Annotated in this window: 13 protein-coding genes; 3 read left to right on the top strand and 10 right to left on the bottom strand. The window is 59.8% G+C overall.

The genetic code is table 11. The features are described 5' to 3' along the window. The first annotated feature begins 90 nt into the window (after positions 1–90). Complete coding sequence (locus M1D88_RS05010) at positions 91–681, top strand: hypothetical protein (protein ID WP_458113472.1); 591 nt, start codon at positions 91–93, stop codon at positions 679–681. Then, positions 669–1,259, top strand: coding sequence for a hypothetical protein (locus M1D88_RS05005; protein WP_458113471.1), 591 nt, complete (start codon positions 669–671; stop codon positions 1,257–1,259). The genes M1D88_RS05010 and M1D88_RS05005 overlap by 13 nt, the downstream gene beginning before the upstream one ends. Before the next feature lie 262 nt (positions 1,260–1,521). Here the strand turns inward: M1D88_RS05005 and M1D88_RS05000 are convergent, their stop codons facing one another. From M1D88_RS05000 to M1D88_RS04985, 4 genes are all read right to left on the bottom strand, one after another. Beyond that, positions 1,522–2,721 (bottom strand): hypothetical protein, encoded by a 1,200-nt coding sequence (locus M1D88_RS05000; RefSeq protein WP_458113470.1) that lies wholly within the window; start codon positions 2,719–2,721, stop codon positions 1,522–1,524. Positions 2,722–2,832: 111 nt separating this feature from the next. Next, complete coding sequence (locus M1D88_RS04995; protein WP_458113469.1) at positions 2,833–3,837, bottom strand: DNA adenine methylase; 1,005 nt, start codon at positions 3,835–3,837, stop codon at positions 2,833–2,835. A 369-nt stretch (positions 3,838–4,206) separates the two neighbouring features. Further along, positions 4,207–5,613, bottom strand: a complete 1,407-nt coding sequence (locus M1D88_RS04990) for a hypothetical protein (protein WP_458113468.1) — start codon at positions 5,611–5,613, stop codon at positions 4,207–4,209. Positions 5,614–5,615: 2 nt separating this feature from the next. Next, complete coding sequence (locus M1D88_RS04985) at positions 5,616–7,634, bottom strand: ATP-binding protein (RefSeq protein WP_458113467.1); 2,019 nt, start codon at positions 7,632–7,634, stop codon at positions 5,616–5,618. Between the two features lie 1,193 nt (positions 7,635–8,827). On the opposite strand from M1D88_RS04985, the gene M1D88_RS04980 reads away from it, so the two are divergent. After that, on the top strand, positions 8,828–11,809 hold the full coding sequence (locus tag M1D88_RS04980; protein WP_458113466.1) for a UvrD-helicase domain-containing protein: 2,982 nt from the start codon (positions 8,828–8,830) through the stop codon (positions 11,807–11,809). Between the two features lie 34 nt (positions 11,810–11,843). On the opposite strand, the gene M1D88_RS04975 is transcribed toward M1D88_RS04980, so the two are convergent. The 6 genes from M1D88_RS04975 to M1D88_RS04950 form a co-directional block, all read right to left on the bottom strand. After that, positions 11,844–14,477 carry a DEAD/DEAH box helicase family protein gene (locus M1D88_RS04975; protein WP_458113465.1) on the bottom strand — a complete coding sequence of 878 codons (2,634 nt, stop codon included), beginning with the start codon at positions 14,475–14,477 and terminating at the stop codon, positions 11,844–11,846. Continuing rightward, positions 14,474–16,588 (bottom strand): site-specific DNA-methyltransferase, encoded by a 2,115-nt coding sequence (locus tag M1D88_RS04970; RefSeq protein WP_458113464.1) that lies wholly within the window; start codon positions 16,586–16,588, stop codon positions 14,474–14,476. The genes M1D88_RS04975 and M1D88_RS04970 overlap by 4 nt, the downstream gene beginning before the upstream one ends. Positions 16,589–16,737: 149 nt before the next feature. Next, positions 16,738–18,240, bottom strand: a complete 1,503-nt coding sequence (locus M1D88_RS04965) for an AAA family ATPase (RefSeq protein ID WP_458113463.1) — start codon at positions 18,238–18,240, stop codon at positions 16,738–16,740. Between the two features lie 2 nt (positions 18,241–18,242). Beyond that, positions 18,243–20,804, bottom strand: coding sequence for a hypothetical protein (locus tag M1D88_RS04960; RefSeq protein ID WP_458113462.1), 2,562 nt, complete (start codon positions 20,802–20,804; stop codon positions 18,243–18,245). A gap of 328 nt (positions 20,805–21,132) precedes the next feature. Beyond that, positions 21,133–24,306, bottom strand: a complete 3,174-nt coding sequence (locus M1D88_RS04955; RefSeq protein WP_458113461.1) for a DUF3427 domain-containing protein — start codon at positions 24,304–24,306, stop codon at positions 21,133–21,135. A gap of 282 nt (positions 24,307–24,588) precedes the next feature. Continuing rightward, positions 24,589–25,437, bottom strand: a complete 849-nt coding sequence (locus tag M1D88_RS04950; RefSeq protein WP_458113460.1) for a hypothetical protein — start codon at positions 25,435–25,437, stop codon at positions 24,589–24,591. Positions 25,438–25,894: the final 457 nt, after the last annotated feature.

Below are 25,894 nucleotides of genomic sequence, written 5' to 3'. Positions count from 1 at the left end.
AGTTCGCTATTCGCGTGCCCGCGAACTGGTCGTCTCCGGTGTTCGCGCCCGGAGATTCCTAGCAACCTCGCGGCCTCGTGGCGCCGCTCCATGACCCTGAGCATCGGCCCAGACCAGCACAGCCCGCGGCACCTGCACGACGCCGCCGACATCCTGGAGCGGCGGCGGGAGCACCGGCTGCAGGAGGTCATGCCGGCGCTCAACGACCTGCTGGCCGACGATTCCGGTTCCGGCCGGCACCTGGTGGTGCTGACCGACGCCCGCGGCGAGATCCTATGGCGGTGGGCAGCCCGAAGGTGCTGCGACAGGCGGACCTGGCTTGAGTTCTTCGAAGGGGCAGACTATTCCAAGGCCGGCAGCGGCACCAACGCCATCAGCGAAGCCCTGGTCACCGGCCGGCCGGTGCAGCTGTTTTCCGCCGAGCACCTGGTCCGCACACACCATAAGTGGCCCTGTACGGCGCCGCCCATCACGGACCCGGCCACGGGCCGGCTGCTGGGCGTGCTCGACGCCTCCGGACCGCTGGGACACCCTCAGCGCGGACACCCTGGGCATGGTGCGGTGCACAGTGAGGGTCGCGGAGGCTCTTTTGGGAACGTCCGACGGCGGGACCCCCGTGGGTGCCCCCACGCGTCCGGGGTGCGTCCAGGCAGGCCGTCCGCCGGCCGGTGGCGTCCGTAGAGCGTCTGGAACTTCTTTGGGACAAACCAGCCGGGGTGTTCCGGGACGGCAGCCGGGTGCCGCTCACGCTGCGCCGAGCGGAAATTATATCGCTGCTGGATTCCCGCACCCAGGGCTGGACCGCCGAGGAGCTGGCCTATGAGCTTTACAGTGATGCGGGCAGGCCGCAGGGCATCCGCATCGAGATGTTCAGGGTGCGTTCCATACTGGGCGGTGCCGTGGAGTCGAACCCTTACCGGGTTCGTCACAGGCCTGACTGGCTGCTCGGATTCAGGGCGGGTCCTGCAGCCGCTGCACGAAGGCGGGTGGCTGACGCGCAGGAGGCGTACACGGCTCCCCTGCCCAGCCGCTCGGTGCCCTGGCAGTGCAGCTGCTTCGGGACCAGCTGGACCTGGCCCTCGGATCCGCCGTGCGGTCCAGTGGCGACGCCGGGCTCCTGGTCCGGTGGCTATCCACGGATGCGGGGTCCGCAGATTCAGAAACTGGGACGGCTGGTCGGTTGCTGGGATGCGCGATATCTGTCGTTCCGGGCGTCCGCCGGGGTTAAGCCTTCTTCGCGAAAGGTCGTGCCTCGGTAAGTGCGGTTATTCTTTAGGACCCCACTACACGCGCGCCGTCCAATGGGCCGGTGTCTCCGCCAAAGAACGTTGTTCGTCCCGCCTTATGAAAGTCTCGATCGTTTGGAGATACATAGTCAGGACGCAATGATTGCCAGGAGCCTTTGGTGGTCTGCGGGCAATACCTAGAGTCGAGGCGTCGAGCTGAAAAACGTCCGCACCGCAGTACCGAAGGAAGGAAGGTCCTGTCCCGTGCTCATGCCAGTCCCGCAGCCCGCCTGCGTTAAGATTCCAAGATAGTGGGATGGAGGCTGGAGATGATGCTGAAGTCTCTTCTGGCGCTCTTGAGCTTCGATGGCGTCACCTGCAACTTAGTTGCTGCAGCCTCAAAGCTAAGAATCGTAACAGAAGGATCCCTCGAGGTTCGAACCAAGTACAGGCGTTCTTCGTCGGTCCATGGGTCAGCGTAGAATTTTGCGTCTTTGAGCATGGCCTTGACCGTTTCAAACGAACACTCCATTTTGGCCGCAATCTCATTTCGCGTATAGCCGCTCTCTTGAAGCCGTAGTGCGCGTTGTGCTCGCACCAAGCGCTCGTCCTTGGATGTCTGGTTCTGCTGAGGCAAGCGGTCCACTCCATTCAGCTCTAGAACACGTTTGATACGGGAGTCTGAACATCCAAGTTCACGCCGCATTGCACTGATTGTCGCGCCAGCCTTGTGGAGGACCAATACGTGTGCAGCGAAGGTCTCTTCGGCCGCCGCTTTTGCCGCACGTTTCTCTTCTCTAACCCGCTCACGTTCCTTTCTTGCCTCTTGGCGCGCCGCCTGTTTTTCCTCCAAGATCCGCGCACGCTCGATCTGATCACGTTCAATGAGCCGCCGATAAAGAGCAGTTGGGTATCTGTCCTCATGGCGCGATCCTCGGCTCGAGTGCCAATTCAAGCTTGGGGCCAGATTCTTCTTGGATCTCAGGAGCTCCACATCTGCGGCACTCAAGCCAAAGCGTTCAGACTCTAATATTCGATCCCGGGCCTCCTCGGGCAGGGCATCAATTACAGCATCACATTCTCGGAAAAGCCCCAGTTCTGACATCAATTGCTCAGCGTCGTGAAACCCCGGTAGAAGAACTGTCAGTCCGGTCTTACCTTCGTCGTACGTATGGACAAAGGCGTCAGCATAAACTGCCGATCCGGCGCGGTTATAGGCGAAAACCACGTCGTGCCACAGACCTGAGTCCTCCGCGGAAACGTAACCTACTCGTCGGCCTTGGAGGTGGAGGGCCACCGCCCAACGGTCGTAGGGATTGCCGGGTTCGGGGACTAGTTCAAGCTCGATTTCATCGCCTGCCTTAAGACCGGCGAAATTTTCCGCGTGAAAACTCGCTCCGCGAACGTAGTGATTGTCGACCCACGTCTTAGGCTTCAACTCGACCCTTCCGACCGGACGAACGTACTCGTCCGCTGATGGCGTATAGCTTCCCATCTGGAGCGCTCCCCCCTATCCCTACAAATGCTCGACTCCCGGAGAGACTATCCGAAAGAACGCTGAAGTCTGGCGGATCGCGTCGAAAATGCGCTGCGATCCGCCAGTCCGCTACGTCTGCAGTTCGGCAACGCTTCCTTCAGTTGGCCGCAACCTGCTGATCTTTTCAACAACAGACTTCGGAAATGTTGTGATCAATAGTTCCTCTGAGCCATTGCGAGTCCCGTTAGACGCGGCGGTGTAGCGCAGCGTAGTTAACTTCTTCGAGACAACGAAGGACTTGGCCCCGAGTTGCCGGGCATTCCTATCTGGAGTCATTCTTGAGCGCCCGTATAGAAGGCAGGAATCTGTGAGTTCGGTTTCCACGTCGTAAGAAAGAATCCACCGATACGGGATCCGGCTCATGAGGTATGCGGCCAACCGTAGGTGGGGGCCCTGCCCTTTCCAAGAAGCGTCAGCTTCGTCCTCGAATGAAACGTTGTAGAGCTTCGACGATTTCTCGAGATACGGCGGGTCGAGATATACCAGTACAGATTCAGGTCGGACGGTCTTGTACGTGGACGCTACCTGGTCGAGCGTCGCACGCCAATCGCCGCACCAGACGTCCGCGATACGTCCCTTGTTGTACAGTTCGCCGACGTATGCAATACGAGTCTCTAGGGCGTCAGGTATGAACCGGCAGCCGATGCCATATTCCGATTTCTGGGCTCGTCCGCCGATTGGACCAGCGCCACCGTGTAGGATTCCCGAAAAAGTCGTCCTATTGAGGAAGAGGCACCTCATAGCCGTTTCGAACCGTGCAGTGCCCGTCTTCATACCTGGTGGGACTGTCCATTCGCGCCAGTAATCCCACCGTTCCAGAGCGGCGCAGCTCCCCGGTGTGATAAATGTCGCGTGCTCTTCTCTCATTCGCGCGATGAGTTCGGCACTGTCGCTCGCGGCCACCTGCCAGAACGCGGCCACAAGCGGGTCTGCGTCTGCGAGCAGGGCCCGCCGAACCGTCCCGTTGCCAAGGAGCCGGAGCGCAGTCGAGGACCCGCCAGCGAACGGCTCGACGAAGAGCTCGACTGGTGGAATGGACCTCGAGGCCCTGGCGGTGTCAATCAGTTCCGCCACGACTGAGGCAAAGCCTGTCTTCGCCCCCGGGTATCGAAGCGGCGATTGATGCCGCATTCGCGCCTGGGCTTCGGCCATTGAATCCACACTCGGAAAGAGTTGGCGCGGTTCATCGCCAACAAAGCTCCGTGCGAACGATGCGGCGCCGAAGTGTGCGCCGTCCGGCATTAAGCTCGTAGCGGCTGGGGGCAGGCTGGGCGGCGATGCGGAATCCGTCGGACGTCGAGTGATCTCGATTGTCACGACCACTCACCTACCTTCCATAAGTTTGTTTCGCCCGTAGAGGAGTCGATTGAACGACGCCACCGCCGACATTTTGAACTGCGCGCGTGACCTTTGAACTCCAAAGCATGGCGCAGTTGTCTTCGTTCACCTAAACGGCGATCGGTACCGAATCTGGGAATCCTGCGCCACATGAATCCCGTTCTGAGCCATCGCCCTCAATACCGAGTGACCGACGCCGAGCGGAAGCGACGCCGAGTTGTGGGCGAGGGCGACTGGAATGACAGCGTTCGGATAAAGGCGAGTCCGCACTCCATCGAGAACTTCGCAGACAACACGAAGGGTGGGATAGCTGTCATACTCTTCGGCCGCGTCCCCTTCGTATGGCAGAACGCCGGCCTTGGGCGGAACTGTGATCACCAGTGGGTCCCCAGATGTCGTTCTGAAGATGAACCTGCGTCCGTAGAACTCGTCCCGACCATACTGATGGCCCTCCGGGCGGCCAGTCATGCGATTTATATAGTCTGTTGTGAGCCGCATAACACTGCCTTTCGGGATAAGGTCCGCGATGAGCTCGGCATGCTCGACAAATCGGCCCGACTTCTCTATTCCAACGAGCAATGGCGCAGCGATGCCCTTCGTCTCGCCCCACTTATTGAGGGCGTCATTGTATGTCTGCAGGCGACGCTTGAGCGGCGCAACGACCCCGAACAGTGCCAACGGACCGTCGGTGATGAAGATCGTCCGCCGGAGAACGTCTTCTGGCGCATCGAGCTGCGTGTAGAAATGCTCGAAGTAGCTGAGTGTCATCAGCCGCTCCGCGACGAGCATGACTCTAGTCAGAGCGGTCTGGTTCGAGCCCTCTGGTAAGTACTCATCGTGGGTGCGAAGGACATCCGCTAGGTAAAGGAGCCCACTGCACTCCGAGCATGTGCCACCGGAGGTAGTGACACGCGGCTCGGTTCCGGCAGCGTACTTGAATGCACAGGTCGGACAGGTACGAATTGCCACATCCTTCGCTGGTTCCCCCGGTGTGCCGTGCATTGCAAGCAAGGCATCAGCCAAAGTGCTGTCCGAGTCCTGGTCAAAACGGGTGTTCCGGAGGAAATGGTCGATTTCCTGCCGCCAAGTGTCTCGCCCGTTGTAGCCCGGCCGGATTAGACCGGATCCTGGCAATGCGGCGTCGAACGCAGCTTCGGAATGGGCCCCGCGAATCTTCACCGGGTTCACGAAGGGTCCCTCTCCGGCGGCGGCAATCTTGTCCAGATCTAGAAAAGAACCGGCAATGCGGAGATACCCAACCTTGATTGACGGATGCTGCCTGGTGACTTCGACCTCCGAGTCCGAGCCGTCTACCGTAATCGCGAACTTGACGTCCGAGGCCGCCGTGACCCTGTGGAGGGAGTCGACAGGAACGCACATCGATGTCACGCGGTTACTGTCCTCCGGTTTCGCCTGAGCCACCTCCCAGCGGGCAAACGCCTCCTGGACCGCGTGGTTGCTGACCGTCGGGACGTGACCGAGCCGGGAGGCGCGCTCGTTCGAGTACGGCATCGTTAGTCGCCTTCAGTAGTGTCAAGAACGTGCGGGATGAGGCCCGCGATCATGCGAGCCCTGTTGATCATGTCATGGTCGAACTTCGCAATTTGCACCGGAACAATGTACTTTCCGGAGTACGTCTTCATCCGCACAAATCCGACGTCTTCACAGCGGCGCAGACTATCGGCCCAGGTCTTGAAGTCGTAGTAATGCGAGAGCTCCCGGGTTTCGTTGTCCGAGTTCAGGTGCGCCACGAGCCAGTTTGAGGTGTTTGAAAGAACCCGCTGGTCTACGCTCGACACCTCCTGAGTGGCGTACATCATGCCGACCTTGTACTTCGCAGCCTCCTTCGAGAGCCGCACCCACGGGTCGGAGTCTGTCTCCCGTTTGCCGCGTTCGAATAGGTTGTGTGCTTCTTCGACAACGATTTGGAAGGGCCGAGGCTTCTTACCTGCAGCGAACTCGTCTCGGGCGTGATCAAGAAGTGTCGTGACGATGCGCTCGGACAAGGTCTTGACTACGCTGCCGTTTCCCTGCGAGAGGTCGATGATGACGAGCCGACCCGCTTGCATGTCCAGCCAGACGAGCTCGCCGATCTCGCCGATTGCGGCTGGGTCGTGAAACGGCTTTAGCCGCTTGATGGCGGCGTCGCCGGCTTGTCCCTCCATGGCCTTAAGAATGTCTTTCAGCTCGCCCGAAGCGAAATCTCGCTTCCAGGAATCAGTGAGGGCCCCATTCTCATTCTTCGCGCGCAGCCATTCGAGCAACTCCATGGCCGCTGCGGATGTGGAAGCCCACGCGTACTTGTCTCGTCCAGTCACCCCAGAGATCTGGGGACCTGGCTCCGTCAGGTCCTTGACTAGTGCGTTCGTCAGCGTCACCCGAACCCTCGCGAGACGACCCGACACACCCGCCCGGTGAAGAAGAGCGTAAAACGCAAGTCGGTTCCTTTCAAAGTGGTTGAGCGCCCCCATATCACCCGCCGCTGGCTCTGCCATATTGACTGCCCGGAATCCGGCCATGTATTGGGCCCCGGCGGAGGCGGAGGCGGCGACTTCCTGCTGGACCATCTGCCAGACGGTCTGCAGGCTCGCAGGGTCAAGAAAGTTTATGCGCAGCGGCTGCTCAACCGGTTTGGCGGGGTCAGGCTTCTCCTTATAGATGCGTACCTCGTTAGCGGTGTCGCCCAGGAGGCGCAATCCAGTCCCGTCTTGCTCATTCACGTTTGCGTACTCGCCCTGCGGATCGAAGATGAGCTGGCCGATGCGCTCTTTCCGCGCGACTCCGTGCTGGAAGACGGCGGTCACGACAGTCTTGATGGTGTTGGACTTCCCCGTACGGGTCATCCCGAACACCGCGGTTTTGCGCGAGATGAAGTCGGAGACGTGCACGCGAACTTCCGCCTTGGCTGTCCCTGCCATCCGGGCCCGACGCATGGTAGACGCGAATCGGACGGTGCCGAGCGGCAGAGTGTTGTCCTCGCCGGTCTCGGGATAGGAGGCGAGCCAGGAGAGGACATCCGGCGAAGGGAGGAAGACTTGATATTTCGCGGAGGAGACGACGTTATCGATGTCAGCTCCAAATTCGAGAGTGGCGCTTCCTTGGTCGACGGCGTAAAACGTCCCGATGACTTCGCAGTCGAATGCCGACTGCTGCAGCTCGTCACGAGTAAGAGTGTCAGTGACGTCGTCGAAGGAACGTCCACTCGTCGTGGCATCCCTAACGACCGCGAGCCGGGTCTGGACCAGGTCGGCCTCATTCGGTAGCGGGGCCGTGCCACGCACACGGAGGAGAATGAGCTCTTCATCGTCAAGGACGAAACCCTCGCTGGTCTGGTTCCCCGCGGCCGCGAGAAGGTAGCCGCCAAGCGGCACGCCGCCGGCTTCGTGCTTCCGGTAGTCATCGGTGAGGACAACGGCCTGTGCGTAATCCAGGCGGTAAATTCCGCCGATGGCGACGCACTTCTTGTTGATTAGCTCCGCGAGCGGGCTGATGGCCTTCGTCTTGTTGGCCACGGCGGTGACGATGCTTGTCATTGCTACCTTTCCACACGGTTTGATCGTTGAACCATAGTCAAAATTCTCTTACGGATGCCTGACGCTTCGGCCTCACCCCAGACTACCGAGCGGCCTTGCCGTGATTCCTAACGTCACGCGGGCGTCAGAACCTTCGAAGGAGAGAGTGCTAGCACGTTGCGCTGGATCGTGCCTTATTAAGCCAAGGCGGCCGCTGCTGCTGTCAGCACACACTCGCTTCGCGCATACCCGGGCCGGCCCTGTCCTGGCCTACGCCTAGGGTCCCCCCCCAAGGGACGCGTCTGAATCGGTAGCCCATCGTCTGGTCGGGCAAGTCATCATTTTCCCCATACCGGGAATACTAGCGACGACGGCAGACATTGCTACTGTGCCACGGCTTCTGTCGCATCCACATCAACAGGCATCTGACCGTGGGATTTCGCGGCCCGCTGCGAACGGTGACCATTTCTGTCGGCGGTACACAGGCCATCAACCAGGCTCTAGCATTTGTCGCGGCATGGGCTACGGATACGGCGAAAGCGCCCACAACCCCTCACCGCCCAGCCGGCACCTGTGTCCCTGTATTCTCGTAATTGTGACTGACCCGCTATTCAAGTTCGAACCAGACGAAGAGCTCCCTCGAATCACAGATCCGGTGGATCAGCCGATTCGCGACGACCAAGTGGCTGCCATTCGCGAGGCGTTCAGTTCAGCCGGGATCAACAGCCAGGAACGCCGCCAGGAAATCGTACAAAGCTGCTTAGTGCGTCCCATAACGTCGCTACGAGAGCTCACAGCAGCGGAAGCTCATCGTGTTCTGAAGCGGATAAAGGACAACTCTGTGGCCAGGCCACGAGCCGCCGGAGCTTCGGAATGGGACCTTCGGGAAGAAGATACTTGGATCGACAAGCTCTAGTTCATACCGTGGACCTGAAACGGCGGTCCTCGGGCGGCTTGGCGGCGAAAGCTTAAGTCTCGTTGTCCTTGATGTCGGACAGTGGCTGTATGATGCAGCTCGAGTGGATTCAGCATCAATTCGAATGCCACCTAATGACGTGGACACGGTGTCGCAGATCGGGCGACCGTCGATATTGCAGATAAGCTTCCTCAACGACTGTTCGTACGCTGCAGCTGCCGACAACGCCGGAAAGTCATCGATGACTTCGTGGCCGCGGTAGATCCAAGCAGTTATCGGCATTGCCAAGGGGAAGCGCATGAAATTCAAATGGGTCTCGGTACTCAAAGAAAAGAAGGCACCGACGCCCGCGCCATTCGCTGTCAGGCCCGCTGCCGCATCTGCGACGTTGGCTGATTCGCCCGTTGTCACCCCGCCGAAGCAAGTGGCCGCCAGATCAGATGCAAGCGATTTAGTGGTCCCGGCTGAGTCTCCGTCCACCATGCCATTAGGAGTGGGCGACCCTGTCGCCGCCCCGAGTCGTCCCAAGCCATCGACCTCAGGAATCCCCAAGTTAGAGGGCGACGCGGCGAATGCGGTTGCTCATCGGGGAAGCCACATTCAGATTATTGCCGCGGCAGGTTCCGGTAAGACGGAGGTTGTTTCCCAGCGAGTCGCTGCGCTGCTCGCTGAGGGCGAGCCGCCGGAGTCGATCGTCGCCTTTACATTCACCGAGAAGGCAGCTGCAGAGCTCAAAGAACGTATCCGTGAACGTGTGACAGCTGTCCAAGGCGCAGAGGCGACCGACCAGCTTGGACGGCTGTTCGTCGGTACGATCCACGCTTATTGCTTTCGAATGCTGCAGACCTATGTTCCCCGCTACGAGACGTACACACCCCTGGACGCAAACCAGCTGACGAACCTGCTGTACCGCGAAAGCTATTTGCTCGGCATCAAGAAGCTGTCCGCCACACACGGCACGTTCCGAAATCTCGCGACGTTCCAGCGCGGCGTGGACGTACTCGAGAACGAGATGATCGACATCGGCTCGCTCCCGGAAGATGACTTCACGGCTGCAGTCGCCGAGTACTACGCGATGCTTGACCGTTACCAGTTCATGTCCTTCGGTACCCAAATCGTTCGCTCAGTAGAGGCTCTTAAGGTCCCCGAAATCCATGCCAAGGTCACCGAGTCGCTTCGGCACCTGATAGTCGACGAGTACCAGGACGTAAACCCTGCGCAGGAGTGCCTTATCACGCTTCTAGCGAAGCCACACGGCACAGCTGACGTTGTCGTGGTGGGTGATGACGATCAGGCCATCTACCAGTGGCGCGGCTCGGCTGTCGAGAACATTGTGACATTCGAGAAGCGGTACCCAGACGTCAAACAGTTCCGATTGCTGACAAACCGTCGATCCTGTCCTGGCGTCGTCGAGCTCGCCAACGCGTTCGCCAAAAGCATTCCCGGGCGAATCGAAAAGGAGATGCGGCCGTTCCGTGAAGGCGTCGGGCCATCCGTCGCCTTCACCAGCAATCCAGGCACTGAGAATGATGAAGCGGAGGAGATCGCCAAGCAGATCCTCGAATTCCGCGAGATGGGCGTCACTTACAACGACATCGCGATCCTTGTGCGGGGCAGGGCAGCCTACCCAGCAATCCTTGAGGCCCTCGCTGCCCGCCGGATCCCCGTCCAGCCGGGCGGCCGCACGGGCCTGTTCGCCCAGCCTGAGGCTGAGGTGTTCGCGGCGACATACGCTTGGATTGGCGGAGTCGACTGGTCGCCCGAGCAGTATGCCGTTCGGCAGGCTGTCACATTGAATCGCCTCCTGAATGACTACACTCATATCTTCGACCTGACGTCGGCCAGTCGCACAGCACTGAGTGAGCTACTGGTTTCGTGGAAGGCCAAAGCGCTGGCCAGCCAGTTCAACGAGAGCCTTGTTGGGGACTTTTACATCCTCGTCGAAACGCTCGGCGTGAAAGGGTGGGACCTCAGCGACGGTATTACGAGGAACAGACTGGGCACGCTTGCTCGTTTCACCAATGTCCTGGCCGATTACGAGGGCGTTAGCTGGAGGGCCCGCAGGGACACGAAGAACCCAGGAGAGCAGGTCGGTGCCAGGAGCGGAGGCGAGTGGTTCTACAAGAACTTTGCGATCCTGCTCTCGAACTATGCGGTCGGCAGCTACGACGACTTCGCCGGTGAGGAGGATCTCTTCAAAGACGGCGTTTCGCTCGGAACGGTCCACGGAGCCAAGGGGCTTGAATGGCCAGTGGTCTTTCTCCCATCGCTGGTGAAGACCCGCTTCCCCTCGAGCAAGAACGGCAACAGCCAGGACTGGCCATCTGCGCTGCGTGGCCGCTTCGACGTCGGACGGTACGAAGGTACTGATGCGGACGAGCGACGTCTGTTCTACGTCGCCATCACGCGGGCTCGCGATGCCGTCTTACTTTCGGGCCACGCACGCATGAAAAGCGGTCGCAATCGTACTGCCTCGCCCTACTACGACTTCGCCCGTCACGTCTTCACGAACGAGGGCGTGCCAACCTCCGTCCCCGGCAAGGCTGGCACATCCGGCGGGGAGCTCGCCATCACGTACAGCGAGCTCGCGGCATTCGACTCCTGCCCTCGGAGCTACATGCTGAAGAATCAGCTTGGCTTCATGCCGACTATCCAAGCCGAACTCGGCTACGGCAACGCTGTGCACCACACGATGCGGGTGCTCGCGGAGAGGACGAAGGCCACCGGAACACTCCCAACGGAGATGCAGATCAACCAATTGCTCGACTCCGAGTTCTTCCTCCCCTATGCCAACAAGGTCGGTCACAAGGAGATGCGCGAAAAGGCCCGCAAGCTGGTTCATCGATACGTTACTGATCATCAGTCAGACCTCTTGCGCACGTGGGCTACCGAACGCCCGTTTGAACTCTACCTGGACGGGGTAGTCATTTCCGGCAGGGCGGACGTGATCTACGACGAGCACAACGGCCAAATTGGCAGCCTTGCAATCGTCGACTACAAGACGTCAACGGGAGAACAAACCAGTCCTCTGCAGCTCCAAATTTACACCGATGCCGGCCGGCGAGAGGGGCTCGACGTCTCAGCAGCATTCATCCATGACCTGGGCACGACACGAAGGCAGAACATTAGCGTCGATCAGCAGGCCATAGCGAAAGCGGAGGCCAGTGTCATCGCAACAGTCGAGAGCCTCAAGCGCCGCGAGTATGAGCCGAGGCCGGAGCGCACCAAGTGCCGGATGTGCGACGTCCAGCGGCTGTGCAACGCAGCGTCGCTCCGGTAGGCCTTCACGGGCTACCTGGCCGTCCCTTTGCCCATCAGCGTTTCATTGCACCACGGTGGCTGGTGACGTCCGAGGAGTCATATTCCACAGCAATGTCTGAGTAGTAGAAGTCAACTGCCGACTGGTTCCCGTGACGAACTGCATCTCGAACTTCGGAGACCTGCATATCAAGCACACGCATCGAGTTGTCGAGCTGGCTGATGGCCTCGATTCGGTAGAAACTCTCGCCGTACTTCTCGGCGAATTCCGCCAGCGCTCTTAGTTTCGTGACCGCATCCTCAAGATGATGACCGTGGGGGTCAACGATGGACGCCTTAATCTGACCGTTGACGTCGTGGAAGAAAATGAAGTCCGGGTGCATTGACCGCCAGTTGCCTTTCCCGTCACGGTACGCGATGCCAAGCGAGTCGACAGCGGCACGCGACGGGTTTCGGTACCAGCCGACGGCATTCGGACGAGAAAGTTCCGTATTGACGACGTCGCGTTCCCACTTGTTGAGCGAGCTGAGTGGGAATTGTCCTTCATCATCCGACATGAGGTGCAAGCTCGCCAGTGGCGCGACGCTGAGTTGTTCGTTGTCGTCGACTACCTGGTAATCCTCCATGCGGGAGCGCGGTCGACCGAGGACCCCCCGTTGCGGGTCGGTGGACATCGAACGGATGTCCTCATACTCCTGCTGTCGCTCGTCCCGCAGTCCCTTCAGATCCACACGGCTCTCGGCAAACCAACGATCCACGATCTCGGTTGCTTCTTGATCTACCTTTTCGCGGACTTCCTTGACCGTTGCGAGGGCTGCCGCTTTCACAAAAGCGTCGCGCAGTCCGTCGTCTGCTGCGTCTTCGTCGTCAGGGCCAGCGAGGTAGTTGACGTATGACTGCGCAATGTCGGCGCCAAAGGCTTTCTTGGCATCCTCGAACGCGGTACGGATCGCTCGGTCGTCAGCACGTTCAGAATACTCGCGATAGCTGAGTTTTGATGCGCCTACTTTTCCGGAAATTTCTTGTACGTCCACACGCCAGACCTGCTCGACGGCTTCATCGAGCAACTTGGAGTACCGTGCGGCATAGCCGTCGAGGATGGCGTGCAACTCGGTCTCCACATCACGCAGAGCTTCCGGCCTTAGTCCGTCCATGGCGAGGGCCTGAGCCAGGGCAATAAGTCGCTTCACCGGACGTGCACCGCGCTTCGGAAGTGTTTCAGTTGGCAGCTCGTCCCATGCAGCCCAGACACTGTCCGGAATGGTGGGGTTGGCCAGCAGTTCTCGTCCGTCGAGCAGGATTTTCTTGCCTGCGGTTCCCGGCATTTCCTCCAGCTGACCGGTAAGGTACTTGACTACCTGCCCGGCGGTAGTTCGGTCGAAGAATGGCAAGATGCAATCAACCGAATTGAGCCGTTCGTCGCCGGGCACTCTCCGGGCGAGTGGGCTGCGCACCATACGACCGAGCAACTGCGTGATGTGAGTGGTGTCCCTGGCTGGCCGGAACGACACCATTACCTCGGCACGTGGGCAGTCCCAACCCGTCGAGATCGCATCCTTCGCGATCAGAACTCGAACCTTGTCGTTCTCCTCAACGTGCTGAGGCTCGATCCACTCGACTTCCCAGGCACCGAATCGCTGAGTCGTGTGTTCACCGAACACATGGCGAACGTTATAGCCGTTGAGCTGAGGATATTCTTGGGCGATGGCGTCAAGCGCGCGTCCAATGTCATCGCCCTCCGGCTTGTTAGGCGTCTGCAACACGAGAAGTGGCTTTACGACCTCGATAGCGCCTTGTGATCGACCGTATCTAGCCCACCGCTCGGTGGACTGGACGAGCTTTCTTGCCGCAAGTCGGACGAGAGTAGTGTCGAAGTTGCCGGCTTCGTTTGGAATGTTCAATGCCACGACATCCTTTACGAGACCGGACTCCTGAACCCGGGAAGGATCGACCGCGACAGAAGGGTACGCACGGCGATCTTTGCTCGCGTCGGCCGCCTTCATGGCCTCTTGAAAACGTTCGATCGTCGCAGAAATACCCCAAACGATTGGGATCGGGGGGTAGCCAGCATGACCGTTGACAAGCTTTCGAACGATCGTGGGTTTGTCTCCGCTCACTCTGGTATTGAACCCACGATGCGCTTCATCGAGGACAAGATAGAGCGTGAGATTGTCGTCAGCAATTGTGTTGGCGATGGTCTCCCAAATTGTCCACCCCTGCATGTCAGGTGTGGCAACGTCGACCAGTCCTGAGAGCTGCTCGTCGGGGTTCTCGTCATGGCCGCGTGTGAGCAGAGAGTTCTTCGTTAGCTTGCCGGTGTTGAGGAAGTAGACCTTGCCCGGATCCAGACGCGGCTTGGCGAACGGTGGCTGGATGGTCACGAGATCCGATGACGAAAACTTCTCGGATGCATCCATCAGGCGCATTCGGGTTTGGTCATTGAGGTTTGGGTCATCGGAAAACCAGATTACGACGGCGCCGGGATCCGGCTCGAAGTCGAAGCGCTCGCTTCCGTAGAAGAGTGCTTCAATCGCGGCTGCCGCCATCACGGTTTTGCCTGCACCGGTGGCGGCAGTTAGGGAGAACGATGATTCTCGCCCGTCTCGTTCATACTCCGTCTTGGCGCGTTCGAGGTTGGCGAGTACATCAGCGACGGCGTCGTCCTGATAGTCCTTAAGTGTGAACTTCACTGTGAGTTCCTTCCCGTCTCGATCTCGAAGTTGCGCAAGTACGCCTCGTAGAGCCGCACCGGCTCGATATGCTCCGGCAGCTCTCGGACCATTGACTCGAAAAGCCGATCCTCGTCGGTCACGATGTAGACGAGCCTCACGCCTTCGTTTGATGCAACTCCCTTGAGGAACACCTCCGTCTGATTCAAGTCCGCAATGACACCGTACGTTTCGGTGACGTCCCATCCCATAGTTATGTCATCGATGCGCCGGCCCTGGGAGCCTGCGCGCATCCATAGGAGCGGTGCGACCCTGACAAACTCGCGGTTGGAGGAGACGCGGAGCGGAGATTCGTATGTGAGGGTGAAGAACTCGGCGTTCTCCTCGAACCCGTCACTCATGGGAAAGACATCTGTGAACTTGTAATCGCCCTTGATCGGCTCGTCCGCTGGAGTACTACCGGTGATGGCCGCTCGTATACGAGGCTTTGTTATGTGGTCGCAGATACCCCAATGCTCCCATTCCGGATCGCCTGGTCGGAGGCCCTTACCCCGCAATGATTTCTGCTCGTCCGCTGACACCTCATTATTTGTAACGGATATGCACAGACGCCGACCGCCGTCCTGCTTATTGAGCCGCATTACTGCATGGGTGGTCGTCCCTGACCCAGCGAAGAAGTCGAGTACGACAGCCTCAGGTTTGTCTTTCACGAAGAATCGCAAAGTGTCTTCGACGGCGTAGAGAGACTTCGGGAACGGGAACTTGCGGTCCGGCATCATCTTTCGGAGCAGTTTGCTTCCGTACTCTCCGGCCTCATGAGCGATGCGATTCCATATGGTCTTTGGCGCACGCTTCTTGGCTCGAAGGTCTCCCAGCTCCAAGCTCAACGCCCCCCGATCATCACGCCCCGTTACGACAATTTCTCCGGATTCGATCTGCGCGATAGTGCCGCGACGAAGATAGGTAACCGACCGCACTCCGCCGCGACCGATTCGACCGATTCTGACATATCCCTTGTCGACGTAGTCGATCAGCGAATCTCGGCTTAATTGCCAACGGCTCTCTCTACCGGTCCCAAGGAGGGGCCATACGACCTCCAGGCCAGGCTCGGGCGGGGCAATAGTCGCGCGATCTACATGGAGCGGCAGCGGCTCCCCCACGGCGAACACGGTCAGCGAATTAGGGTGAACGAAGATGGGGTAGAACTGGTTGGGCGCATTCTCGCGGAAGGGATCAGTCCCACTCCTGATCAGTGGATACCAAACTTGTGGACTGTGGCGTGGTCCAGTGTCAGCGTCAGCAGGAGTGAGCATGTCGTCAGTGGACCAATTGACGCGCGATTTGCCGAACTGGACGGTGTAGATGTACTCATCCACTCGAGAGAGGGCATCAGACCGGGGCGTTCCCTGAGAATTGATGACAATAGAGTTCATCTGAATCCGCGCGTTGGGAAACGTCTGTTCTAGAAGCATCCCCAGTCGCAAGTACTCCTTCTCGTCAATGGTGACAACTAGGGCAGAGTCGTCGGGGTTCAACAACTCCTTGGCCAAAAGTAGCCGTCGCTCCATGAATGCAAGCCACTTTGAATGACGATAGAGGTCGTCACCCTCCACGTAGTCGTTGTTGTACTTCCAGTCCTTGGCCCCAGTGTTATAGGGCGGGTCGATGTAGATGCAGTCGACCTTGCCGCGATGGGTAAAGAGCAGCGTCTGAAGCGCGTGGAAATTCTCAGCGTTGATGACCGTGTGGAAGGGCTTGTTGCCACCACGTTCGACCTTCCCCGTCGACACAAGGCCAGGATAGATCGGATCCCGGAACTCAGCGACGACAACCAGGTCGTGGAGTGGAACGGTCTGGGTATCCTCGCCGTCGATTAGTGCGAGATTCGTTGTCGTCGGCTCATCCGCTCGATTGACAGACAGGACTCGCCAAAGGCGGTTGTTCTCCGCCATTCTATGTGTTCCGCGTTGCGGCAAGACCCGTACTTTGTCGCCCTTGCGCACCCTGCGTCCGGGGAGTTCAACGGCCTCGGGCACGTGCCGCTCAAAGTTCAGGCCGAAAGAGCGGCGGTCCGCAAGGGCATCTACCTCGCGCGTGAGGTCGGCAGCTAGCGCGGGGTCGCTGGTGGTCAACCGTCTGAGCAAGTCATTGAGCCGGGACATCGAATTCCTTCATGTTTTTGCGTGTGTGGTGGAACTAAATTCTTTGCGAGCGGCAGGGTCGTTGGCGGATTGGACTAGGTGCGTCCAACACGTCACCGCGCCACAGCCGCTAGCGAACGCTAACCGTCATCGGACACATCGATCCGTCCGCGAGCGAAGGTCGCTAGAATCCGCTGGTGGGTTTGGCGAGGCAATTGCCGGTTTCCAGGTTCGCCGAATGGTGTGCCAGGCCTGGCGGGCGCTTCGGCGAGCAGTTCGTCGAGGCCCGGTCGTGCCACGATCAGGAGCCCGTGGGTGGCGCGGGTGCAAGTCACAGCAAGTCGCCCGAATGCAGAGTTGAACGAGTCCAGTTCGGCCGCTCCGTTGAGCGGATGAATAGCGACTGTGATTCCGTTCGTCTGACCTTGGTAGGAGTCTACCGTCGAGCTCACGATGTCTCGCTCCGTGAGGTCGTACTTCTCGTGCAGTCGCTCCACTACTTCTGCGGCGTCGTCGACCGCCTGGTTGCGTGTCGCAAGGATCGCAACCAACGGGTGTCCATGGTTATCGCCAGGCTCAGCGCCCGAGTGACTACCCCTCGGTGACCCGTCGTCGCGGTAGTCCGCCGTCCTGAACGTCACGCCGGCAGCGAAGAGCTCATCGAGCAACACCTCGACGAACGCCATCAGCGGGAGGTCCACATCTGCAGCCTCCGGATTGGGCAGGCCGTCGACTTCGAGCAGCGTAGGCACGCCGCTGCCAACCTGCCGCCAGATCTCGGTAATCGATCCGTCCATCGCCCCAAGGTTCAGAGTTCGGTCACCGGGTGCTGCGACACAGTCCAGCGAGTCCCACTCAGGGTAGAAAGCCCGCCAGAGGCCGAGGTGCCCGGCAGCTGGACGCCACACAGCCGGAAGTTCTCTGGCCCACGTATGGGCGTCGTCGTCATAGTCAGTCGGCCAAGCACGGTAAGGATTGTATCCAGAGTCACCCCGCCAGGGATTCTCGCCGATTTCGAGCGGTGGGAGTTGGCCGACGTCGCCAACCGCGACACACTTGGGCGCAGCCTTGGTGACCTTATCGAACAGGTGGTGCGGTATCTGCCACGCTTCGTCGACGAACATGACGTCAAACGGCGCCGTTCCATTGTGTCCGGGACCCAAGCGATCGCGCAGTCGATTGACCTCACCGGGTGCGCCGAGTCGGCTGCAGGTAGCGACGATGACAGAAGCTGTGTCGGGAATGTTCGACGATGTCATGACAACTGTGGCTGCGTCCAACACCTCCTGAGGTACCTCACCCCACTGCTGGGCGGAAACCAAGAGGCAAACGCGGTCGCGGCCTAAATCCTTACCCAGCGAGACCGCAAGGGGACGCACTTGCTTGTTCGTGAATGCAACGACGACGGCCCGCTTGCAGGCAGGGTGCGCATTAGCCTCGGCTACGAGACGCTTCAGTACGTGCGACTTGCCCGCGCCGGCTGCGGCTTTCAGCAGAATACGGTCGATGGGGGACGCCCCCGAAAGAATGTCGGCAAGTTCGCGACTAGCATCGTCCGAGACTGCTGCGTTGAGCGCTGCCGCTGCATCGTGGTGAGTGGTACCTGTGGCCGTGATTTCTGGTGGTGCGAAGTAGTCAGTCATCGTCACTCCAGGTCATCGATCGTCAGGTCGGCTGGAACCGTTTCGTTTGGCTCTGAGTAAGGGTTGCCAACACTGGATCCAGAAGCGGAGACTTCAAACGCATCGCCGTCCCGAACTGGTGGCCATACCTGTGGGTTGAGTTGGCCGCGGGCTCTGCGGTCGGCGAGGACGTCAGACCACTCCGCTTCCCGACTCTCGTGAGAACGGCAGCACCACCGGTGGAGCTGCGGCGTGTCGTCATATGAGCTGATCCCGCAGTCCGACCTGGGCGCAGACTCGGAATCCGGCCCAGGCTTGGCAACATGGAGGTAGCGGTTCCCTCGGAGTTTCGAAAACCACTCAAAGTCAGCAACTATCAGCCGGTCCCCCACTGTCAGGCGGGGTATGACTTGCGGTGACCAGACGAGATGCGAGTTGGTCGCTTCGTCCGAAACGCCGGCTCGGTGAAGCGGGCCAATGCTCATGCCGTCGATCTTGAACGCGTTCTTGGGTAACACTTCCACAGAGGTGGCCGCTGCTTCTATGCGGGCCTCGTCGTCGTGAACGACCATGACGATTCTCGAACCGTCCACAATCCGACGCGAATCAACGTCCAGGATTATCGGAGATGTCGATACCACCGTCGCAAATGCGATCTGTCGAGTGCCTGCTGAAGTCGCAAGGTCGTGCGCTGCTTGAGGGTTCGACAGCGCCAGTAATTGCGCGTTGCACAGTCCGTCATCTTCGATCATCCGGACCTGCGAGTTTCTCCAGAATCGGTAGGTGCGCCCGAACCGGACGAGGTCGGACGCGTGCAACGAAAGTCTCCGACGCCAGACTTCTTGGGCTGCACTCTCGAGTGTCCGATACGCCTCGCGGAGCTTTGAGACCGGGAGACTCTCGATCACATCCAGAGCGCGGTCGAGAACTCCGCACTTGTAGGCGAGTTCGTCCATAACCAGGTCCTTATACGACTGCGGATCGGCTGGGCCACTTCCGGACGCCCGACCACGTGTGCCTGTCAGCGACACGTGAATCGCGTCTGAAAGGGCGTTCGCAAGGCGGGCACCGGGAGTATGGATGCTCTCCTCGATCTCATCGGCAAACGCACGGTGATCCAGCGCGCCCCGTTTCGCGGCCTCGGCCCATCCGACGAGGTAGTCCAGACGGCCTGAGTTCGCCGTCGGACCGCCGGCGACGACATACCTTGCGAGTACCGCGCGAACGTCGATGATGGGGCATCGGAGTGAGAACGCACGGGCGCGGTCCTCCTCGAGCAAGAATGAGATTGCAGTCCTATCGGTCTCGTTGATTGCTGCGGGCATCTGGGCTGGCTCGCCATCGAAGGTCAGGGCCGGGCGTGCCATGTCCTTGTCGCGCTGCCAACGCAGCCGGCTCAGCTCAACACCAGCGAGGTTGTCAGCTATAGAAACAAGAACGTCGGCAGTAACCCGGTCAGGGACTACGATGTGGATCGCGCCCGGCGACTCGGGGTTGATTATCCGCTGCTCGCGCATCGCCAGGTTCAAAGCCCTTCCGAGGGTCCGCAGAACACGGCGTCGAGTTTCCGGGGACTGGGGGTCGTCGTAGGTGAATTTCTGCCACTCCCCTCGGCCGTCTGGGGCGACACGCTGGATGGCCAGACCGTGAACGCCGAGAGCGGCGGCGTCTGACTTGGCGATGACGACGTTCACCGTACCGGGGAGGCCCACCTGGTCGACTCGCAGCTGACCAGTCAGCTGCGCTGTGCCGTGGACTGTTGCAGCGATATTCGCGGCCACAGTCGCAGGGACTCGGCCGACCTCGCTCGCGCCGTCGACCAAGCCCAGGGCCTGTGTACGCAAGTCGCGGCTGATTCCGAGCTCGATCAGCAGGTTGCTCGGCTCCTTGGACGTCCGGAGCTCGTTGCGGCAGAAGGAAAAAAGCGTACAGGTCGTGCAGGCCGTTGGGTCGAACGTAGCTTTCAGGTGTGACACGAATTCGGGCAGCGGCGTTGCTTCGTCATGGTTGGCAGCAGCGGCTTCCTCGCGGCGTTCCGCAATGCGGAGCAGCACCTCCTCCCTGTGATCGTGAAGGTTCTCCACCACGGGCTCCGGCTGCAGGAAGGAGTTCCGGGGGACTGCCAGGACACCATGGGTGTGGACGTCCATTCCCGTCGGCAGCTGGGACCAGCCCTTGCACGACTCGGCACCGACCGCGACTTGAAGGAACCCCTTGAGCATACGGGAGTCCTCGATGCGCGAACGCAGTCGCTCGTAGTCCTTGGCGTCGCCGACGATTAGCCAGGTGCCCGTTCCACCCCCCGTTGCTTTGCGCGTGACAACGGCGAAGTCTGGCTTAACGTCGGTTGCCCGAGAGTCTTCGAAGCCGACGAAAGGAACGGCCATGTCGTAGATGAGTGTGGCCGAACCAGCCAAGAGTGCGCGTTCGTGGGCGTCAGTCAGCAGTTTGGCTGTCGTACTTACGTTGACGTGGGCGTTGACGGTAAAAACCTCGCTCGGGCGGTCGAGTCCGAGGTACCCGACGGCCGACGTTGCGATCTTGCTGGCAAACGTATCTTGGCGAATTAGTCGCTCGAACGTCATGGCACGCATCCACCGTGCTTGCGGGATACCACCAGCCGTGTCAGCAAAGCCAACAGCCTTCGCGAGATTTCGTCGCGTCAATCCTGTGATGAGCGGATCTGTGCCTCGGAAGCGTGCGCAGGCAGCGTGCGCCGAAGAGGCAACGGCACTTGAGCCGCCGCCGACTGACTTCGTTGCCAATGAACCTCCCCAGTTGCTTCGCAGTTCACCTTATCGCCTGCAAGGGTGATCTGAACTAAGACTCGCGCTCAAGGAGCTTGTAGGTCACTGGGGTATCAGCCATCGCCGTCACTTTCCTTGGGCGGGCAACGCAAGAGGCCGTTCCCGCCTACTGTGCTACGGCCGCCGCGGTTGCAAACACATCTGCTGGCATCTGCCGGTGCAGCTTCCACGTGATCGCTACCGGCTTCTCCCCCAGGTGCTGCACATAGTCCACTTGACCGAGGCAGGTGTAGGGAACAGTCAGACCTGTATCGTCCTCGGATGTATCCCTGGTGAAGATTAAGACGTTCGAGCCGTGGGCAGCCCTATCCAAGTAACGTCGTCCTGTCCGGCTTCCCGACGACGTCGCATTCTGCGATTCCCAATGGAACAACTCTGAGCTGATCGCGAAGTCCTTGTACATCGTAGTCGCGGAGTGCTTCTTGTCGTCCTTGTTGAGGGTCACAAAGAAGGCGTCGGTGGACGTCGCTGGGCACCACGCCACTCCTTCGCGATGCTGGATGTTCTTGCCCAGCTCGAGGGATCCGTACTGAAGAGCAGCAAGGATCTCCTCGCGTCGGTAGGTTGCATGCGACAACAGCGGTATGTGCTGCAGCCCGGCGCCAAGCCCCTTGGCCGCATGCCTGGACCTCGCGACTCCGAGCTTCACGAGCTGGCGGATCTCGCTGCAGACAAACTGGTACGCGCGCAGATAGTCCAGACCGGCGTCGTACGTCTGGAAACCGCCGCCGTCGTCCCAGAAGGTGTAGAACAACATTCTGGCGAAGGTCTGCTCACGCATCCCAAGCTCCGCGTAGCGGGGCGCATCCAGGTCTACGAGCATGGAATATGCCTCTGCCCGCTCCTGATCGTCCACATGAATAAGCGCGGCCATGCGGCCAAGCAGCTTCTTCTCCTTTGTATCGGTGAGCTCCTGCACTCTCCCTCGGAGCACGGTCTCCAACGGTGAGAATCCCGCGATCAGGCCGGCCTGGCGCAGGTAGCCCGTCCAAGAGTCCCTGGTGGAACGGTAGATGGACTTCAAGTCGTTCCCCGACTGCTCGAGATACGCTTCGAGCTCGGTCTCCGCATAAGACGCGATATCCCGGACCAATTGCACCTTGTCGAATCGCAGCTGCGCCTTGACATTGTCTAACACCACTTTCTGCGCCACGCGGTCCAGTACGATCTGGGATCCTGATGGCAGGTAAGGGAACTCGTCCTCGACTGCCTTTTCAAGTTCCTTGCGCCCATAGCCGGTGAGTGCCCTGTAGCGGAGATCGAAGCGGAACTCACGCCGTTGCTGGCCGATGAAATCCATGACCGTCAGCACCGCCTTGCCCTCGGCGCGGCGCAGCCCCCTCCCCAGCTGTTGCAGGAAGATTGTGGCGCTCTGAGTGGGCCGGAGCATCAGAATAGTGTCCACTTGCGCCAGGTCCAACCCCTCATTGAAGAGGTCCACCGTGAAGATGCAGTTGATCTCCCGGTCCCGGAGACGTGACAGCGCCAGCGCGCGCTCGGCGTCGTTCGTTCCTCCGTGGATGGCGACCGAAGCAATCCCGGCCCTGTTGAACACCTCCGCCATGTAGTGCGCGTGCTGCACCGAAACGCAGAAGCCCAGAGCCCGCATCAGTTCGGTGCCGGTGACCTTGTCCCGGAGTTCACGGATCACCTTTGCGGCGCGGGCGTCGTTGCCGGTGTACAGGCGGTCAAGCTGCGCGGTGTCGTAATTCCCGCGCTTCCATTCCAACTGGCTCAAGTCGACGTCGTCCGAGACACCGAAGTAGTGGAAGGGCACCAGCAGGTCCGCATCCAGGGCGTCCCAGAGACGCAGTTCGCTCGCGGTGCGGCCGTCGAAGAACTGCTGAGCGACATTAACCCCGTCGCCGCGTTCCGGCGTAGCGGTCAGCCCGAGTAGCTGCTGCGGCTGAAGATGATCCAGCAGCCGGCGATACGTGGGTGCCATCGCGTGATGGAACTCGTCGATGACCACGACGTCGAAGGAATTAGACGCCAGCTTGTCGATGCCCAGGGAGTTGAGCGATTGAACTGAAGCGAAAAGGTGCTTCCCCTGTTCGGGTTTGTGCTCTCCGACGTAGAGTTCGCCGAAGGCGCCGTCCTGCATGACGTCGCGGTAGGTTCGCATGGCCTGCTTCAGGATTTCCTGCCGGTGAGCAACGAAGAGCAGCTTGAGGTCTCGGCCGGCTGCCCCGCACAGGCGCTTGTAGTCCAGCGCGGCGATGACGGTTTTGCCGGTGCCGGTGGCGGCGACCAGGAGGTTCCGGTTGTAGCCCTTGAGCCGTTCGGCTTCGAGGTCCTCCAGCATTTCCTCCTGGTGGAGGTACGGCTGGACTTCGAGGCCGGTGGCGGCACCTGGTGCGGCCGTGCGCCTTCCTCCGTTGCGTTCGAGCGCCGCATCGAGCTTCTCACCGTCGCGCTCCGGATCGTAGCTCTGGAAGGCGCGTTGTTCCCAGTAGCTGTCGAACGTGACCTCGAACTTCTGCAGCAGGGTGGGCGTGCCGACCGAGCTAAGCCGGACATTCCACTCGAGGCCGTCTAGCAAGGCAGCCCGGCTGAGGTTTGAGCTCCCGACGTAGGCCGTGTCAAAGCCTGTATCCCGGCGGAAGAGCCAGGCTTTTGCGTGGAGGCGGGTGGCCTGCGTTTCGTAGTTGATCTTAACTTCGGCCCCATAGCGGTTGACGAGTTCGTCTATGGCACGGCGCTCAGTGGCACCCATGTAGGTGGTGGTGATGACCCGGAACTTGGCACCGCGCTCCTGGAGCTGTTCGAGGGCCGGCTGGAGGAGCCTCAGCCCCGTCCAACGCACGAAGGCGCACAGGAGGTCGACTGTGTTGGCCGACTCGATCTCGGCTCGGAGCTCGGCCGCGAGGTTCGGCTCATCCTTGCTGTTGGTTAAAAGGGCGGAATCGCTGAGTCTGGTGGCGGGTCGGCGCAAGTTACGGCCTTTGAGCGCGCCCGGGCGGTGAAGGGACTGGAGTTGGATGGGGCCTTCTGCGATGCGCTCAGGTGTATTCAGTACCTGGAGGAGCCGATTGGCTAGAGCAACCCTGTAATTTGGCTTGGCTGCGGCCAGGGCCTGGCGGACGGCGTCGGCGACGTGACGGGAGAGGATGTCCGGGGTGTCTTCATCTTCTACCTCCGCGAATGTTGGTCGCAGTTCTGCTGATTGGTTCAGGCGTATGTCGAGTAGATCTGTGCTTAGAAGTTCATACAAGCCCTCGGGCAGCCGCTCGACCGCATCTCCCCCAATAAAGTTAGTCACTGCGCCAGGATAATTCATTGGTGCTGATGTACGGTTCCGGTCGAACTCCAGACCTGGCGCCGCGACTCAACAGGCCGCAACCTTACAGGAGACGGTCGGGGTCTCGGAATAAAGTGCAGGCCTCGAAATTCTGTAAGTGTCGCGCCGCACGATTATATGAAGACCTACTGCAGTACCGGCCCCGGAATCCTTGTCTATTAGCAGCCTGCGGCATCGAGCGCTGAAGTTTATATACTGCACTCCCGATATTGCCAAGGTTTACCCTGGCTTGACTCGGTTTGGGCATGAATAATAGGAGCTTTACGGCCCTTGAATTTCTCCCGGCACAAATCCCAACTTAGTAAGAGCGCGCTTCACCACCGAAAAAATCTCATCATCTGACATACAAGATAGTAGGATTACACCTTGCTCTAATGCACGCTCTTGTTGTTCGTGTGTAACGGGCGATGTAATCAACAGGACAGCCTGCTGGGATCTGCACGCATCCTTATACCTGACGACTTGTTGGATACTTTGCCGCATGAAGGCCGAACTGGCCTGCCGTGGCGCTTTCAGTTCCAGCGGAACCCGGAGATGTTTAGAGCTTGACTCCAAAACGAAGTCTGGACGTAGAGGCACGCCCTCGGAAAACGGAATTGGGGGTTCGACGGCCACGTCAAAGCCATAGCGGCGACTGAACTGTCTCAATTGAAGCTCGACATGAAACTGGAAGTCTCGCTCGTTCTCAAAGGATTTCGCTGTCGCTATTTCGTCCACAGCCTGGACAATCCGATCCACAGCCTCCTCAGGGACGCTCCTGTCCGAAACTGTTTGGGTTATTACGTTTTCCAACGCTTCCACCCTGCGCTGCGTTACGGCCGCCAACTTAAATCCGTCTTTGTCGAGCTGCATGAGACGCTGCCCCGAAGCCGCAACATATATGAAGGCTCCGCCAAGAAGCAATAACAAAATTACGCCCACGCCATTGGTGTCAGGAACGAAAACACCTACAGCTCCCGAAGCACCGGAGGCAGCCCCTCCAACGCCTAAGAACCATCTTGGCCATGGTCCAAGAGGCTCCATCGCTCGACCTGACGGTTGATCATCTTCAGAGTCCGAATTTGCAATGTCAGTATTAGTGACTTGTCCTTGAGTCAACGTTTCCCCCATGAAAATTTGGTGAATCCCAAGGTTGTTCTGGAAATCACTGATCCGCCGAAATACTACCCGAAGTCATATAGGTTTCATGCCCGCGTTCAAAGTCAGCCACTGCTCCGTCACAACGAACCGGAGTCCCCTTGTTCGAAAACCACCGGGGCCGTGGATGATCCGGGCTTGATGAACGTGGACTCCGCGAAGCCCTGCGCGTCGAAAGGTGGACCTTCCCGTAGGAAGCCAGCCGGCCGTCGTCGAGCCCGAACGGCACCAGGGTGTTGTACGCCCCGGCCCGGCCCCTCCGACGTCTCCTCTACGCCCGCCACCAGCATGATGCGGTGGCGGCGGGCGATGGCGGCGAGTTCCCGGGAGACTGGTCCGCCCAGTGGCCCAGCGACTTCGGGGAATGTCGCACCACCTTCTATTTCTAGTAGCTGGCCTACTCCGGGAAGGCGACCAGCGGGGCGCCGTC

This window comes from Arthrobacter sp. R1-13 (assembly GCF_054161475.1).
Note: the sequence above shows the minus strand (reverse complement) of the source record. Positions and strands in the feature narration are given on the sequence as shown.